The sequence below is a fragment of the Providencia sp. 2024EL-00732 genome (assembly GCF_044006275.1).
GTDB lineage: Bacteria > Pseudomonadota > Gammaproteobacteria > Enterobacterales > Enterobacteriaceae > Providencia > Providencia huashanensis.
On the sequence record NZ_JBIPDG010000004.1, the window covers coordinates 221,865 to 237,308 of the forward strand.

Sequence of the window (15,444 nt, forward strand, 5' to 3'; positions counted from 1 at the left end):
TAAAACTAGCCCTAACCGCCCCACTATGGGGGATTAGGGCTAGATAGTGTATACAAGTATTTATTCGCAGTGTGCCAGTTTAATGGCTAGCCCGCCTTGGGAGGTTTCACGGTATTTTGCGTTAATGTCTTTGCCTGTTTCATACATCGTTTCAATAACTTTATCAAGGCAAACACGCGGGTCACTGACTCGTCGTAATGCCATACGCGCCGCATTAACTGCTTTCACCGACGCGATTGCATTTCGTTCAATACAAGGGACTTGAACTTGCCCGCCAACGGGGTCACAAGTTAACCCTAAATTATGTTCCATCGCAATTTCCGCGGCGATACACACTTGCTCAGGGCTACCGCCCATTAACTCTGCGAGACCTGCAGCCGCCATTGAACAAGCAACACCAACTTCCCCTTGGCAACCAACTTCAGCACCTGAAATCGATGCGTTCATTTTATATAGAGCACCGATAACCCCTGAGACTAAAAAATACCGAGTGTAGGAGTTCTCATTCACAGGGCGAATGAATTTATCATAATAGGCTAACACGGCGGGGACTATGCCACAGGCGCCGTTAGTTGGAGCTGTTACAACGCGGCCACCGGCAGCATTTTCTTCATTGACGGCAAGAGCAAACATGTTGATCCAATCAATGACCGCCATAGGGTCTGTGTTTGTGCTATCGGTTGTGACAAGTTGGCGGCGTAGTGCTGCGGCACGGCGAGGGACACGTAATGGACCGGGTAATAAACCCTCCGTTGTCACGCCGCGTTCAATACCGGCTTTCATTACATCCCAAACGGAGGATAAATAATGTTGAATTTCATCTTTACTGCGTAAAGCTAATTCATTTTGCATTACCAGTGCAGAAAGGGATAAACCTGTTTCCTTACAATGCTTTTGTAAATCTGCCGCATATTTAAACGGATAAGGGACTTGAACTGCATTTTCATTCTCTTGGCCGAAATGCTCTTCATCAACGATAAAGCCACCACCAATGGAATAGTAATTTTTAGTGTATAGAATTTCGTTACCTGCAAATGCCGTGATAGTCATTCCATTTTCATGGAGCGGCAAGTTGGTATGATGAAAGTTCATCCCACCTTCGGTCGGAAAATCGACCTCATGTTGCCCTTGGGCTAAAAGAAGTTTACCTGTGTGCTCGACATTACGCATAAACGCAGGAATAGCGTCAATATCAATAGTATCGGGTAAGTTACCCGCAAGCCCCATAATGATTGCCATATCTGTGGCGTGGCCTTTACCTGTCAGGGAAAGCGAGCCGTATACATCAACCGCAATACGTGTAGTGGTGGTAAGTAAGTTTTGTTGAATAAGGTCATCAACAAATTGTTTGCCCGCTTTCATTGGGCCGACAGTGTGGGAACTTGAAGGGCCGATGCCTATTTTGAAGATATCAAATACACTAATCATATTCAGTGCTTCCTTTTGTAGAAAGTCATTGAAATCAGGTCGCTATTTTCATAATAACGACCTGGTAGCTTCAATTAGAAGAATAACTTATATATTGCCGCAGAGATAGCGACTAGACCCATAATTACGATAAATACATTACTGATTTTATCGGCATATTTGCGCATTGCAGGCACTTTGTTGATGGCATACATTGGCATCAGGAACAATAAGATGGCGATAACAGGCCCACCGAGGCTTTCGATGATATCCAGTACGCCAGGGTTTAATGTTGCAACTATCCATGTAGTGACTAGCATGAAGATTGCGGTACCACGGTTTAGCTTACGAACATCAACGGTTTTACCCTTTGCACGATAAGCACGTTCAACTAGGCCATTGAAACCTTCACGAGCACCTAGATAGTGCCCTAGGAAAGATTTAATAATTGCGATGAATGCAATAATTGCAGCTGCGTATTTGATGAATGGTTGATCGAAGTAGCCAGATAAATAGTCAAGAATACTGATATTTTGTGCTTTCGCCTGTGCTAGGTCTGCTGAAGATAAAGTAAACACACAACTAATGACGAAGAACATGACAGTCAAAACCATCAAAACATGTGCAGAAGCAAGAATACGTGAACATTTTTTTTCCGCTGCATCGCCATATTCTTCGCGTTTTGCGACAGAGAAAGCCGAGATGATAGGAGAATGGTTAAATGCAAACACCATCACTGGGATTGTTAACCAAATAGTGATCCAAATACTTTGCCCACCTGTATTTTTAGTGGCTTCAGTGATGCCTTCAAAGGTTAATGTATTCAGTACATCCCCACTCCAATGAGGGATCATATACAAAGAAAAGGCAACTAATACAGCGATAAATGGGAAAACCAGCATACTCATGACTTTGACTATGTATTTTTCACCAAAAGCAACAATCGCCATTACACCACCAACAAGGATCAAGGCAAGTAACCAGCGAGGTGGCGCGCCAACACCTAATAATTCGGTTAGGAATTTATTCACGTTATTGGTGATAGATACACCATAAACCAGCAAAATAGGGTAGATCGCGAAGAAATAAAGTAGGGTGATCCAGTTGCCTGCTGTACGACCAAAGTGTTCTTCTACAACACCAGTAATATCTGTGTCAGGTTTCGAACCAGAAAGAACGAACCGAGTTAAACCGCGATGAGCAAAGAACGTCATAGGGAAGGCTAAAACTAGCATCAATAAAACAGGTAATAAGCCGCTCATACCTGCGTTGATTGGCAAAAACAGTACTCCAGCACCGATAGCTGTACCATATAAACCCAGCATCCATACTGTGTCAGTTTTGCGCCAAGCATTGCTGTTTACTGTTTGCGAGGCTGTTTTGTCGATGGAACCAACTTTTGTTGCATCCATAATAGTCTCCGAAAATAAAAGTCAAAAAAATCATTTAAGCGTAACGTTCAAATGCGTTACGACGTTTTAATCTTTTGGTACGAACAATTACTAAATAACAATCGTTTTCTTTTACGTAACAATCTGATTAGAAATAAAACTAAAAGTAATACTAATTTTATCTTCAATCAGTTTTGTAAATTTATCAGTAAATTTTAAAAATGGTTTTTGAGTGTGTGAATCTATAGTTTAACAGAATAAAGTACCGTGATCATTCTCTCAAAAGAGAAATATCCACCAAGTTTGCAAGGAATCATTATATTTTATAAAATTGTTAATAAAATTTGCGTTAGGTTTATTTTTTAAAACGTTTATATATTGATTTAATGAATTCTAAATAAGCTAAATACAAACAGAATTAAATTCTGCTGGAAAAACATTATTATATTAATAATCAGCATTAAACTGATTGAAATATAATCCACGCTAATCTAAGTATGAAGTTTTACTCTAATGCTAGGGCAATAAATTAGACTTTTGTCTTATGTAATGTGTTGTTATTTAACATTATATTTTTATTTCTTGGAATGGTTTAGTGAGTGATTAACCAGAGGGTAATTTGTTGGGAGTAAAATCATATATTAATTATTTATAGATATTTTCATGTCATTTTTTGTGACTTTTTTTGCGTCGAAAAAAATAATTAAAAAGCGTAACAAAATATTTGTTAATTAATTGTTTTAATAATTATGTTTAATACTTAAAAATAATTTTAAAGAAGAGGAAGAAAATAAGCAGAAACTTTGATTTAGCTCAATTTCTAAAATGAATAAAAGTACTGGTATTAATTAACACCAGTACTTTTTAATGACTATGGTTGGAACCAACCTTTGCGAATAAGAGAACCAAAAATTAAACTATAAAGCCGGGTTATAGGTTCTTGGATTTTATTTGCACCAATAGACCAGATAACCTGTGCGATTCCACAGGCAACAATTGCTAATATAAAGGCACCTGCCATATCTAAAGGCCAATGGACACCTAGGTAAATGCGTGACCACGCAATCACGATAGCCGGTATCATCATCACTAACCCCACCCAAGTTCTTAGCCAGAAAAGGAAGGCAAAGGCGAAAGTAAAGACAATGGTGCCATGGTTGCTTGGAAATGATGGTGTGGCTTCATGATCTGAGAAGTTTGTTCCAATTCCCATGACAAATGGGCGATCGTGTGGGGCAATATAGCCAATTAACCAAGAAATGGCTAAACCTACAACAATAGCAATCGCTGCTTTGCATGCAAAAGCACGTTGGCGGGTCATATTTGGCTGGGCACCCCAGAACCAACAGGCAACAGTAAAAAGTGGAAAAATAAGGATTAAGCGCTTGGCAATAACATTGGCTAGCGCAATGGTTCCACTCGCGGTCTCTGGTGTGGCATTGATCAAATTGAAAAGATCAAGATTCAGTTGTTCCAGCACAGTTCAGTACCTCGGACAGTTAGTAAATAAGACAGAGCAAACATGTAAGAGGGAGAGATTAAAGTTTCCGACTTAGCAGGTAAAGTCCCTTTGTCTTATTATTGAAAGCGTTGTGCGACAAATTTACTTGCGGTTAAACAATTACTCAATGATTATTTAACGCGGTAAAGTGTTTTCGCGTCGTTGAGGAAGGGGAAAAATCGTGTGGTGGCAAAAAGAAATACAGCTCAATGCAAAACAAAGGGGATTCCATTTAGTCACAGAGGAGATCCTTCAGCAATTGCCTGAACTAAGTTTAATCGATATTGGTTTAGTGAATATTTTTATTCAGCATACATCTGCCTCTTTGACAGTCAATGAGAATGCAGATTATACCGTTAGAGAAGATTTTGAGCGTTTCTTTAATAAAGCAGTGCCGGAAAATGAACCTTATTTTAAGCATACTTATGAAGGAAGTGATGATATGCCTGCGCACCTTAAAAGTAGTTTATTAGGAGCTAGTTTGACTATCCCTGTGACAAAAGGGCGCTTAAATCTTGGAACATGGCAGGGGATCTACTTGTGTGAACATCGTAATTACGGCGGAAAACGCAGGTTAATTATTACATTACAAGGGGAACTTGCTGATTAGAAACAAAAAACCCGATAGCATGAAAACATAGAGTTGGCTATCGGGCTCCTCAATATGGGGACATCAAAGAAAAGCAGTGGCATAAATTAAGACCCCATCTAAAAAAGAAAGTTCTCAGGCAGATGAAAAAAAATGCACTTTTTTATGAAATTTAAATGAAATAGCACAAAAAGAACAAGCAAAGTGTGAGTACTTGTCAATAAGTGAACCACTTTGCTTGTTGAGTAGAGAAATCTGAGGGGCTAATTATTTGTATAGATCCAAATTTTCTTTTGCATAAGCTTCAAAATCAGTGCAACCGCCGATATGAGTTTCATCAATAAAAATTTGTGGCACAGTTTCAACAGGTTTACCGACAGTTTTAGACAGATCTTCTTTAGAAATGCCTTCAGCTTGGATATCGACATAACGGTAGTCAAAATCGTCACGTTCATTTTTCAGTTTTTCAGCAAGTTCTTTCGCACGAACACAATAGGGGCAGCCAGGGCGACCAAAAATAACAGTATACATAGTATCTCCTTTTATCTTGAACTCGAATTTTAATCGCAATATTCAATACTATGCCTACATAAATTGTGAAATAAAAGTCGAATTTTCCTGTTATACCTATAGGTATGACATATAATCGAGAGAGTATGATAGCGATGTAACAGTGGAAAGGTAACTATAATGAGTAACAAACCGGAATCTAAAGGGACTATGCGCTCATTAGCGGATATGCCCAAACCTATTTTGGTATTAGAAGGTGTGGGAATTATACTCCTGATAATCGTTTTACTGACATTAAATGATTATATGACATTACCTGAACCTTTAATGCAGCAAGGGGTAATAATTGCGATTATTATGGTTGGGATTGGCTGTTTAGTTCCTGCTGTCATTCATATTATTTGGCGCGCTATCCATAGTTTAAGTTTTTTAGGGATTGATAATAAACAATCGACCAAAAAGCACAGCCAAAAACCAGAATCTTTTGATGATAAACACGATGAATAGCCATAAAAAACGTGGTTTCGCTAGCGTTTCGGCTTACAATGTGTGAAAATTATTCGCTTTTCTGTTAGAGGTGAAATCAAGGCTCTAACAAACCGATATTGCATGATTATTTTGAGTTGAAGAAGGTTTATTGCCCATGGATTCTATTTGTTACCCTGACATCACAAAGTTACGTGAATGGCTAGACCAACTCAAAACCTCTTATTTCGAGTGTGATTCCTGCGCAGCATTGCATTTACCTCATATGCAAAACATAGAGGGTATTTTTGATGCGAAGCTCGATATTTTAAATAATGTTTTGGTACTGTCTGCATTAGCCGAGTTGAAACCAACGGCTATTGTGACGCTTGTGGCGAATATCAGCCAAATCAATGCCAGTTCATTAACAGCTAAAGTTTTTCTTGAAATTAACGATGAAAACTTACCTAAACTCGTTGTGAGTCAATCATTTTCCTTAGAAGCAGGAATGACTTACCGACAGTTTTGCCTTTTTGTGCAGCAAGCAGAAGACCAAATTTCTGCTATTGTTTATGAAATCTTTAGTAATAATCTCTTGTATGCCAATCAAGGTGATTTTAGTGAGGATGACGGCTCTGCTGAAGATGAGTCGGAGTTTTCTCCTGATGATGATAAACCTTCCATAATCCTTCACTAACTTTTTGTTATGCATTGTGAAAAATACCTCACGGGCGCATGTTGCTCGTGTCAATGGTTAGAACTGACACCAGAACAACAAATTGCTGCAAAGCAGGGGCAACTACAGGCGTTATTACCAGAAATTGAGGCTATTAAGTTTCAACCCCCCGTCACTGGCTTACAAGTCGCTTTTCGTAATAAAGCGAAAATGGTGGTTAGTGGGAGTGTTGAAAGGCCAATTTTCGGGATTATCGGAGAAAATGGGGTCGGTGTCGACCTAACGGATTGCCCATTATACCCCGCCTCATTTTCAGATATCTTTAGTGTGCTTTCCCCCTTTATCGCTCGAGCAGGGCTCACGCCGTACAACATTGAACGCAAACGTGGGGAACTGAAATATCTTTTGTTAACACAAAGCCGACACACGGGTAGGTTTATGCTGCGCTTTGTGCTGCGTTCAGAGAAAAAACTGGTTCAGCTCAAAAATGCATTGCCTTGGTTACAAGAGCAATTACCACAACTTGAGGTGATTACGGCAAATATTCAGCCCGTACATATGGCAATACTCGAAGGCGAGGAAGAGATTTTCTTAACCCCGCAACACACATTGCGTGAGGAGTTTAATCAAGTTCCTTTGTTTATTCGACCACAAGGTTTTTTCCAAACTAATCCTGTTGTTGCAGCTAAGCTATACCAAACCGCGAGAGAGTGGGTAAAAGCATTAAATATTCATAGCTTGTGGGATTTGTTTTGTGGGGTTGGGGGTTTTGGGTTGCACTGCGCTGAAAAAGAGACCCGCTTAACTGGCATTGAAATCAGTGCTCCAGCAATTGCCAGTGCTCAACAATCAGCGAATGAACTAGGGCTACAATATGTTGAATTTAAAGCCCTCGACTCTACGCGTTTCGCTACCGCTAATCAGGATATTCCGCAGCTTATTTTAGTCAATCCACCACGTAGAGGAATAGGTAAAGCACTGTGTGATTACCTTTCTCATATGCAACCTGAATATATTCTCTATTCAAGCTGTAATGCAAAAACGATGGCACAAGATTTGAAGTGGTTGTCTGGCTATCAAGTTTGTAAGGTACAACTGTTTGATTTATTTCCACACACTGCACATTTTGAAGTATTAACATTATTAAAAATAAAATAAGACTTAAGTTGATAATATGCGTACATATTTGAGCTAAGGTTTCATTATCAATATGAATGGAAGAACGATAGAATAAAAAAGCTTGGTGGGCACCCAAGCTTTTTATATAACCAATTGAATTATAATTTGTTAATTGCGGTGTTCGAAGGCTAGAGCCTTACGCTCGATTAAACGCATTAGCACTGTTAAAATTGCATTGACCACTAAATAAATAATCCCCGCAGCAACAAACGCCATGACATTCCAGCTTTGCCCAAAGATCAATTGGCTGTAGCCCATGACATCTAGCATTGTAATCGTACTGGCAAGTGAAGTACTTTTGAAAATCAGAACGACTTCGTTGGAATAGGACGATAACGAACGTTTAAAGGCATAAGGCAAAATAATACGCATGGTTTGCATTTTACTCATCCCGAGGGCTTGGCACGACTGCCATTGGCCTGATGGAATGGCTTTAACTGCACCATGGAATAACAAAGTGGAATACGCTGCACTGTTTAGTGCTAATGCGAGCATCGCACATACCCATGGGGTCGAGATAAACTCCCAGAGCATTGGATAATCCTGCAACGATTTAAACTGGCTTGGACCATTATATATTAAGAAAAACTGTACCAATAAAGGCGTGCCAGTAAATAGCGTGATATAGACTTTAACCGCTTGAGAAACCACGGGGGTCTTAAGCGAGAGAATTAAAGTAAATAATATCGCTAAAAGAAAAGCCACAATAAGAGCACTAAACGTCAGTGATAAGCTGGTTGGTAGCCCCGGAAGAATATCTAAAATTAAATCAATCATTTTGATTCACCTCGCTCAAAGCGAGTGGTACGCAATTCAATACGTTTTAAGATAACTTGACTGACTAACGTAATAGCAAGGTAAATCAATCCTACAATGGCGTACCATGTGAAAGGTTCGTGAGTTCTATTAACGATTGTTTTTGTTTGTAGCATTAAATCATTAACACTGATGAGTGAAACTAACGCAGTATCTTTTAATAATACAAGCCATTGGTTACCTAATCCAGGAAGTGCATGGCGCCACATTTGCGGCATAATGAACCGAAAGAAAATAGTGCGTTTGTTTAAACCTAATGCAAAACCGGCTTCCCACTGACCATAAGGTACTGCTTTTAAAGCTCCTCTCAATGTTTGTGATGCATAAGACGCATATAACAAGGCGAGGGCAATGACACCGCAGACAAATGGGGTGTAATCAAATTCACCGCTATCAGCAAAGAAAATGCTAGGGTCAATTTGAATAGTGGTTTGCCAAAAACCGAGGTTTATATCGAACCCATCACCAAGCAAATTGATCAGTTGTAATGTACCAAAGTAGACAAACAACACGACCAGTAATTCAGGTAGACCACGGATCAAAGTAACCCAGCAAGTCCCTAAAAAGGCAATAGGTTTAAAACGGACGGACTCCCACGCAGTAAATAACATGGCGAGGATCAGCCCTAAAACCAGTGCAGAAACAGCAAGGCCGACGGTGATACCGGCGGCACTTGTTAAAAATAGAAAGTTGCTCATTAATTATATCAATTACTGTTGAAACCATTTTTTGTGGATAGCATCATAAGTGCCGTCTGCTTTAACTTCAGCTAAGGCTTTATTCATTTTATCCAGTAGCTCTTTATTTCCTTTACGAACAGCAATACCTAGACCAATACCGAAGTATTGTGGATCAGTGACTTTTTCGCCAACAGCCGTTAGGTTTTCATTACCTTTCGCTTTTAACCACTCATCAGCAACAGCGGTGTCACCAAAGACAGCATCAATACGGCCATTTTGTAAATCTAAAATGGCAGATTGATAGTTATCATAAGGAACGGTTGTCATCCCTTTATGTTGTTCCATGATGTATTTCTGGTGAGTTGTCCCATTTTGCACACCGATTTTTTTGTCTTTTAGTTGATCAACCGAAGAGATTTTCTCTTTTACTGCGATAAACTCAGCAGAGTTAGGGTAGTAGGTTTCAGTAAAATCGACCTGTTGTTGGCGCTCAGGGGTAATATCGATACCAGCCATCAATGCTTCGAAACGACGGAATTTCAAGCTAGGGATTAAACTATCAAATGATTGGTGAGTAAATGTGCAAGTTGCGTTCATTTTTTCGCACATTGCATTGGCTAAATCCACATCAAAACCCACAATTTGGTTATTTTTATCAAACATTTCAAACGGTGCATAAGTTGCTTCCGTTGCAAAACGAATGGTTTCTTTTTCTGCAGCAGTTGCTGATAGGGTTACTGCGCCTAGTAGCGCGGCTAATATAATTTTTTTCATTGCTTAATCCTATATCTATTAATGTGACAGATAATTTGCAAATGCTTCAGTTTGAGGCGCCGCAAAATGGCTGGCGTCTCCTTGTTCTACAATATGACCGTTTTCCATGTACACTACACGGCTAGCGGTTTTACGTGCAATTTCTACTTCATGAGTCACGATAACTTGTGTAATGCCTGTTGCTGATAATTCGCGGATAATATCGACAACCTGTGCGGTTATTTCAGGGTCAAGCGCAGCCGTTGGTTCATCAAACAACAGAACCTTAGGTTCCATCATAAGCGCCCTTGCAATTGCAACACGTTGTTGTTGACCACCAGATAAATGTAAAGGATAGCGGTCAGCAAATTGAGATAAACGTAGGCGTTCTAACAGCTTAGCCGCTTTACTTTGTGCTTCTTGTTTCGATAACTTTAATACACGGCAAGGGGCTTCAATTAGGTTATCCATCACATTCAAGTGAGGCCACAGGTTATATTGTTGGAATACCATGCCGACATTTTGACGCAATTCACGGATAGATTTCGCATCGGGTACCGATGAAAAGTCAAATTGCTGACCGACAATATTTAAATGGCCAGAACGTGGCATTTCCAATAAATTGAGAACACGCAGTAAAGAGCTTTTACCAGCTCCACTTGGCCCGAGTAATACCATGGTCTCACCTGCAGAACACTCTAGATTGATATCAAAGAGAGCCTGATGGGAACCATAGAAACAGTTGATGTTTTTTAATTGAATGCTCATGCTTACCAATAATATCTTTTTTCACTACCTGCGATATTAATCCCATGAGCATATTTATGCAATAATTTATGCATAAAAATTTGGTTTTTACGCTAAAATTATTCTGTTTTCTCAGTTGGATGCTCTATCGGCTGTTGCTTAGCGAGTTGTTTATCCCGTTCAAAAGCCAGTTCACTAATTCGCTTCGCCATACCTTTAAAAATAAATAAGTGTGCTGGCATCATGGCAAACCAATAAAGCAGACCACAGAAGCCAGCTGGGTGCCACCAAGCTCTAACATCAATTGAGCGGCGGTTACCGCTATCATGAATAGTAAATGTCAGCCGCCCAAGGCCCGGTGCCTTCATACCAAATAGCAAACTAAGTTGTTTATTAGGTTCAAGGTTTATGACACGCCAACCATCTATTTCATCGCCAAGTTGCAGCTCTTCGCGATTGGGGCGCCCATATTTAATTTTATTCAACATCATATCATCCATGATGGCGCGGGTTTTCCAAAGGCCGTTGGCATAAAAATAACCATCTTTGCCACCAATTTGTTGAACGACATGCCAAAGAGATTCGCTGCTAGCGATGGTACCAAGCGTTGCACCTGCTTGTTTTGGATAAAAACCATAGCCCGGTCGCCAACGCTTGCGAACTTCAGGGTCGTATCCCCAATCTGCATTATCGACGGCATCCGCTTCTTCCGCTAAGGTTGCTCTGACTGCGTCATCGAAAGAAATTAAGGTTTGAGGGATCAACTCGCGTAGTGCTTTATCATCAGCAGGAAGGTCATGTTGTAAGCCTTGGATTAGCTCCTTAGCAATTGAAGGCGGTACTGAGGTGATAAGGCTAATAAAATGCACCGAAATCATACTAATTGGAATTGGGATAGGGATCAGCAAACGGCGTTTACCGCTGACTTTGATAAATCTTTTGAATAGCTCTTGGTAGCTTATATATTCAGGGCCGCCTGCATCGAAAATTCGGCTTTCTGTTACCGGCGTTTTTGCCAGTTGTGTTAAATAATATAGAATATTGGATAGGGCGATTGGAGATGATTTTGAACGCACCCAGCGTGGTGGGGTTAAAATAGCCAAGTTATAAACCATATCCCGCATAATTTCGAAGGCTGCTGAACCTGGCCCAACAATAATAGAAGAACGGATTTCAGTCACAGGGATATGACTTTCACGCAAGATATCGCCGGTTAAACGCCTTGCGATAAGGTGTGGTGAATAGGTATGGCCGTGCTGCAATGCGCTAAGATAGATAATATGCTTAACATTAGAGCCTTCAAGAGCCTGTTGTACATTACGTGCTGCTGCGCGTTCCCGCTCAACCAGATTAGCTTGGTCTGCCATGCTGTGTACTAGGAAATAAACAATGTCGATATCTTCCATTACCCCTTTTAAAGTTTCGGGGTCGTGAAGGTCAACATAAATGCATTGGGTATCATGCCAACCTTGAGATAGCATCCAATCAACACGACGAGCCCCAGCAATAACGTCATATCCTTGTTCAATCAGTTGGGGAATTAGGTTTTGCCCAATATAGCCGCTAGCGCCCAACACTAAAACACGTTGTTTATCTGTCATGTTAATTTCCTGTTTCACGCAAATTAACCGCTATTGTGACTGAAATTTTACCTATGTAAAGAAGGCCATAAGAATTGGCGTAATAAGACTAAGTACGAAGCCATGAACAATGGCCGCAGGGACAATAGACACCCCACCGCTACGTTGCAAAACGGGGAGGGTAAAATCCATTGAGGTTGAGCCACAAATACCCAGTGCGGTTGAGCGATAACGGTTAATAATCATTGGTATCAACATAATTGCAGCAAGTTCGCGAGCTAAGTCGTTGAAGAATGCTGCACTTCCCATTACAGGGCCGTAAGCATCGGTTAAGACAATCCCCGTTAAGGAATACCAACCGAACCCAGAAGCAAGAGCTAGCCCCATTTTAACAGGAATACCTAATAAAAATGCAGCAAGCGCGCCACCAGCCAACGCACTGACCGCCATCACGAAGGCAATTGTTGTGCCTCGGCGGTTAATTAAAATTTGCTTGATGCTCATGCCGCTATTACGTAGCTGAATCCCAACCAATAAAAGCAGTAGCATCAACGCTAACTGGCTGCCTTTATCTGCATAGTGTAGAAAATCAAAGCCAGTTAGCCCAACAACAAACCCTAACAGCAGTACACCGCAGAGCTGTAAGGATTCGAATACCATCTTGAGGCGTGAAGGAGGTTTTTCTTGTTTATGCTGAGGAATTTTCCACGGGTCAAGTTTATCTAACAATAACAGCGAGATAACATTTAGTAAAAATATACAGGCAAAGAAGGTAACGGCATAAATTAAAATAGAAATTAAGTGAACACTTAAGTTTTCGAGCAGTGCAAGCGTAATACCCATTAAAAATAAAATAACATACACCATTGAGTTCAATGATTGATGGACACGATGGAGTATTTGTTTGTTTTTTATAGGAATAAGATAACCGAAAGTTAACGGTAGAAGAATAATTAAAAGTCCTGAATACATGGCCGCATCCTTAGAGGTTATCCCATCGACTAGGTAAATATAAACAAGGCGTTATGCTTATTTTTCTTTATTTAAGTTATCGCAGCACAAACCTGATTTAACGCACCGTACTAAAAGGGCTTTTCGCCATAAAATTTTTTATTGGTTAATTCATCGAAAAGCAAGTTAAAAATACTAAAAATAAAAGTTTTACTATTTTATAACACTGCAATTAGATGCTCAATACAGTTAGCTGTTTTGTTGTGAAGATTTTTTATTTCTCGTACATATATATAGTAATAAACAAGCTTAATCGGTAAGCTCTAAATATTGTCCTTTAGTATGCTCAATCATTGGCGCTATCTTGTACTGGTGGTTCCAAGTGAATTAAAAATATTCCAAGGAGAGAGATATGTATCTGGAACGTGTGGAAATATATGGATTTAGAGGGATTAACCGGCTGTCTTTAGAACTTAATAACAGCACAGTTTTAATCGGTGAGAACTCATGGGGTAAATCCAGTTTACTTGATGCTCTTGATATTCTTCTCTCCCCCGAACATAAAGATTATCAATTCACTTTACATGACTTTCATCACCCAGCAGGGAATGATGATTCACGTTATCGTTCATTACAGATTGTTTTAAAATTTTGTGAGCGCCGTAAAGGCCGGCATCAGTCATATCGTTTCCATAATCTTAGCTCCGTTTGGGTCGATAATGGTGATGACCTTAAGCATATTTTTTACCGAGTGAGTGCTGAACTCAAAGATGACAATACTGTCGTGGTTGATAAAAGCTTCTTAAATTCAGGTGGTAATAAATTATCCTTGGATAATGTAGGGAAATACATAAAAGAAATTGTTCGGCTGTACCCCGTTATCCGTTTACGAGATGCTCGTTTCTTACAGTCGATTAACCCAGAAATAATAGTGACTGGGCAAAAAGAAATGCGGGATATGTTTAATGCTCATATTAAGGAATTAACAAGTGCGTTAGTTAAAAACCCTGAGCGCCTGAGTGATGATGATTTAGGGGCGGGTATCGATGCAATGCAGCAATTATTGAGCCATTATTTTTCAGGGCAAACTGCACATATTATTAAGACAGACAATTCACTCATAAATATTCAACCTCGCAAACAAGGTTGGAAAGCACTGGACAATATTAATCGTCTTATCGCAAAACCAAACCAACGAAATATCCGTTTAATTATCTTAGGGATGTTTTATTCATTATTACAAGCCAAAGGTAATATTCACTTAGATAAACATGCGAGGCCATTGATTATTGTTGAAGACCCTGAAACTCGACTACATCCGATTATGCTCTCTATTGCTTGGGGGTTATTTAGCCTGTTTTCACTTCAACGTATCACGACAACCAATTCAGGTGAGCTACTTTCACTGGCGCCTTTGGAAGATTTGTGTCGTTTGGTGCGCAATACGAATAAAGTATCTGCTTATCGTTTAAACCAAAATGATTTAAGCCCTGAAGAGTTACGTAAAATCTCTTTCCATATTCGATTTAACCGGCCATCTGCACTTTTTGCTCGTTGTTGGTTATTGGTTGAAGGGGAAACTGAAATTTGGCTAATGAGCGAGTTTGCAAGCCAATGTCATTATTACTTTGAAACGGAAGGCATTAAAGTTATTGCGTTTGCACAAAGTGGCTTGAAGCCGCTGTTGAAATTTGCCAATAAAATGGGGATTGAATGGCATGTGTTGACGGATGGTGATGAAGCGGGGCGTAAATATGCCGCTACTGCAACGCATTATGCGAATAAAATCAATTCGCCAGATAGGGATAGGCTAACGATGTTAACCGCTCCAGATATGGAACATTTCCTATATCGCGAAGGGTTCAGAAGCCTATATCATGAAATTGCAGATATTCCTGATAATGCAAAAGTCTCAACCAGACGGGTGATCATTAAAGCGATTTCCCGTACTTCAAAACCTGATTTAGCCTTAGCCACCGTAAATCGGGCGGCAGAGTTAGGGCCTGATAGCATTCCACTGCAACTGAAAAATATGTTTTCTCGTGTTGCATGGCTTGCAAGGGGAAAAGCTAATTAAGCTGAGATAACAAAAATAGGTATGTTGTTGATTGATTATTTAACCTAGGAAAAGTTTAGCCTGCTATGTGTTTAATCAATTGATAACTTAAGTTATATATTATGAACATATTGAATTAAGCC

15 protein-coding genes are annotated in these 15,444 nt (G+C 39.8%); 5 read left to right on the forward strand and 10 right to left on the reverse strand.

The features are described from left to right. Positions 1–60: 60 nt before the first annotated feature. The 3 genes from ACHB7C_RS09375 to ybjG all read right to left on the reverse strand — a co-directional run bounded on the left by ACHB7C_RS09375 (position 61) and on the right by ybjG (position 4,278). On the reverse strand, positions 61–1,428 hold the full coding sequence (locus ACHB7C_RS09375) for an L-serine ammonia-lyase (protein WP_048606527.1): 1,368 nt from the start codon (positions 1,426–1,428) through the stop codon (positions 61–63). A 74-nt stretch (positions 1,429–1,502) separates the two neighbouring features. Continuing rightward, on the reverse strand, positions 1,503–2,819 hold the full coding sequence (locus tag ACHB7C_RS09380) for a serine/threonine transporter (protein WP_042846536.1): 1,317 nt from the start codon (positions 2,817–2,819) through the stop codon (positions 1,503–1,505). A gap of 850 nt (positions 2,820–3,669) precedes the next feature. Continuing rightward, positions 3,670–4,278 carry an undecaprenyl-diphosphate phosphatase gene (ybjG, locus tag ACHB7C_RS09385; RefSeq protein WP_042846534.1) on the reverse strand — a complete coding sequence of 203 codons (609 nt, stop codon included), beginning with the start codon at positions 4,276–4,278 and terminating at the stop codon, positions 3,670–3,672. A gap of 202 nt (positions 4,279–4,480) precedes the next feature. On the opposite strand from ybjG, the gene ACHB7C_RS09390 reads away from it, so the two are divergent. After that, positions 4,481–4,909, forward strand: coding sequence for a secondary thiamine-phosphate synthase enzyme YjbQ (locus tag ACHB7C_RS09390; protein WP_048606528.1), 429 nt, complete (start codon positions 4,481–4,483; stop codon positions 4,907–4,909). A gap of 246 nt (positions 4,910–5,155) precedes the next feature. Here the strand turns inward: ACHB7C_RS09390 and ACHB7C_RS09395 are convergent, their stop codons facing one another. Then, positions 5,156–5,419 carry a GrxA family glutaredoxin gene (locus ACHB7C_RS09395; RefSeq protein WP_042846532.1) on the reverse strand — a complete coding sequence of 88 codons (264 nt, stop codon included), beginning with the start codon at positions 5,417–5,419 and terminating at the stop codon, positions 5,156–5,158. A gap of 159 nt (positions 5,420–5,578) precedes the next feature. Between ACHB7C_RS09395 and ACHB7C_RS09400 the strand changes: the two genes are divergently transcribed. From ACHB7C_RS09400 to rlmC, 3 genes are all read left to right on the forward strand, one after another. Further along, positions 5,579–5,905: a YbjC family protein gene (locus ACHB7C_RS09400; protein ID WP_042846531.1), complete on the forward strand. Its 327-nt coding sequence runs from the start codon at positions 5,579–5,581 to the stop codon at positions 5,903–5,905. A 136-nt stretch (positions 5,906–6,041) separates the two neighbouring features. Beyond that, on the forward strand, positions 6,042–6,560 hold the full coding sequence (locus ACHB7C_RS09405; RefSeq protein ID WP_042846530.1) for a YbjN domain-containing protein: 519 nt from the start codon (positions 6,042–6,044) through the stop codon (positions 6,558–6,560). Between the two features lie 9 nt (positions 6,561–6,569). Then, complete coding sequence (gene rlmC, locus ACHB7C_RS09410) at positions 6,570–7,697, forward strand: 23S rRNA (uracil(747)-C(5))-methyltransferase RlmC (protein ID WP_198861196.1); 1,128 nt, start codon at positions 6,570–6,572, stop codon at positions 7,695–7,697. 129 nt (positions 7,698–7,826) lie between these two features. Here the strand turns inward: rlmC and artM are convergent, their stop codons facing one another. The 6 genes from artM to ACHB7C_RS09440 all read right to left on the reverse strand — a co-directional run bounded on the left by artM (position 7,827) and on the right by ACHB7C_RS09440 (position 13,266). Beyond that, the gene (gene artM / locus ACHB7C_RS09415; RefSeq protein ID WP_131680514.1) at positions 7,827–8,495 is read right to left on the reverse strand and encodes an arginine ABC transporter permease ArtM; all 669 of its coding nucleotides are present in this window, start codon (positions 8,493–8,495) and stop codon (positions 7,827–7,829) included. Next, positions 8,492–9,232 (reverse strand): arginine ABC transporter permease ArtQ, encoded by a 741-nt coding sequence (gene artQ / locus ACHB7C_RS09420; RefSeq protein ID WP_042846526.1) that lies wholly within the window; start codon positions 9,230–9,232, stop codon positions 8,492–8,494. The genes artM and artQ overlap by 4 nt, the downstream gene beginning before the upstream one ends. A gap of 12 nt (positions 9,233–9,244) precedes the next feature. Continuing rightward, positions 9,245–9,988 carry an arginine ABC transporter substrate-binding protein gene (gene artJ / locus ACHB7C_RS09425; protein WP_042846525.1) on the reverse strand — a complete coding sequence of 248 codons (744 nt, stop codon included), beginning with the start codon at positions 9,986–9,988 and terminating at the stop codon, positions 9,245–9,247. Between the two features lie 18 nt (positions 9,989–10,006). Beyond that, positions 10,007–10,735, reverse strand: a complete 729-nt coding sequence (gene artP / locus ACHB7C_RS09430; RefSeq protein ID WP_042846524.1) for an arginine ABC transporter ATP-binding protein ArtP — start codon at positions 10,733–10,735, stop codon at positions 10,007–10,009. Positions 10,736–10,833: 98 nt separating this feature from the next. Next, positions 10,834–12,315, reverse strand: coding sequence for a DUF2867 domain-containing protein (locus ACHB7C_RS09435; protein ID WP_042846523.1), 1,482 nt, complete (start codon positions 12,313–12,315; stop codon positions 10,834–10,836). A gap of 51 nt (positions 12,316–12,366) precedes the next feature. After that, entirely contained in the window at positions 12,367–13,266 is a 900-nt protein-coding gene (locus ACHB7C_RS09440) for a lysine exporter LysO family protein (RefSeq protein WP_048606535.1), read from the reverse strand. A gap of 391 nt (positions 13,267–13,657) precedes the next feature. On the opposite strand from ACHB7C_RS09440, the gene ACHB7C_RS09445 reads away from it, so the two are divergent. Continuing rightward, positions 13,658–15,322: an ATP-dependent endonuclease gene (locus tag ACHB7C_RS09445; RefSeq protein WP_042846521.1), complete on the forward strand. Its 1,665-nt coding sequence runs from the start codon at positions 13,658–13,660 to the stop codon at positions 15,320–15,322. Positions 15,323–15,444 lie beyond the last annotated feature (122 nt).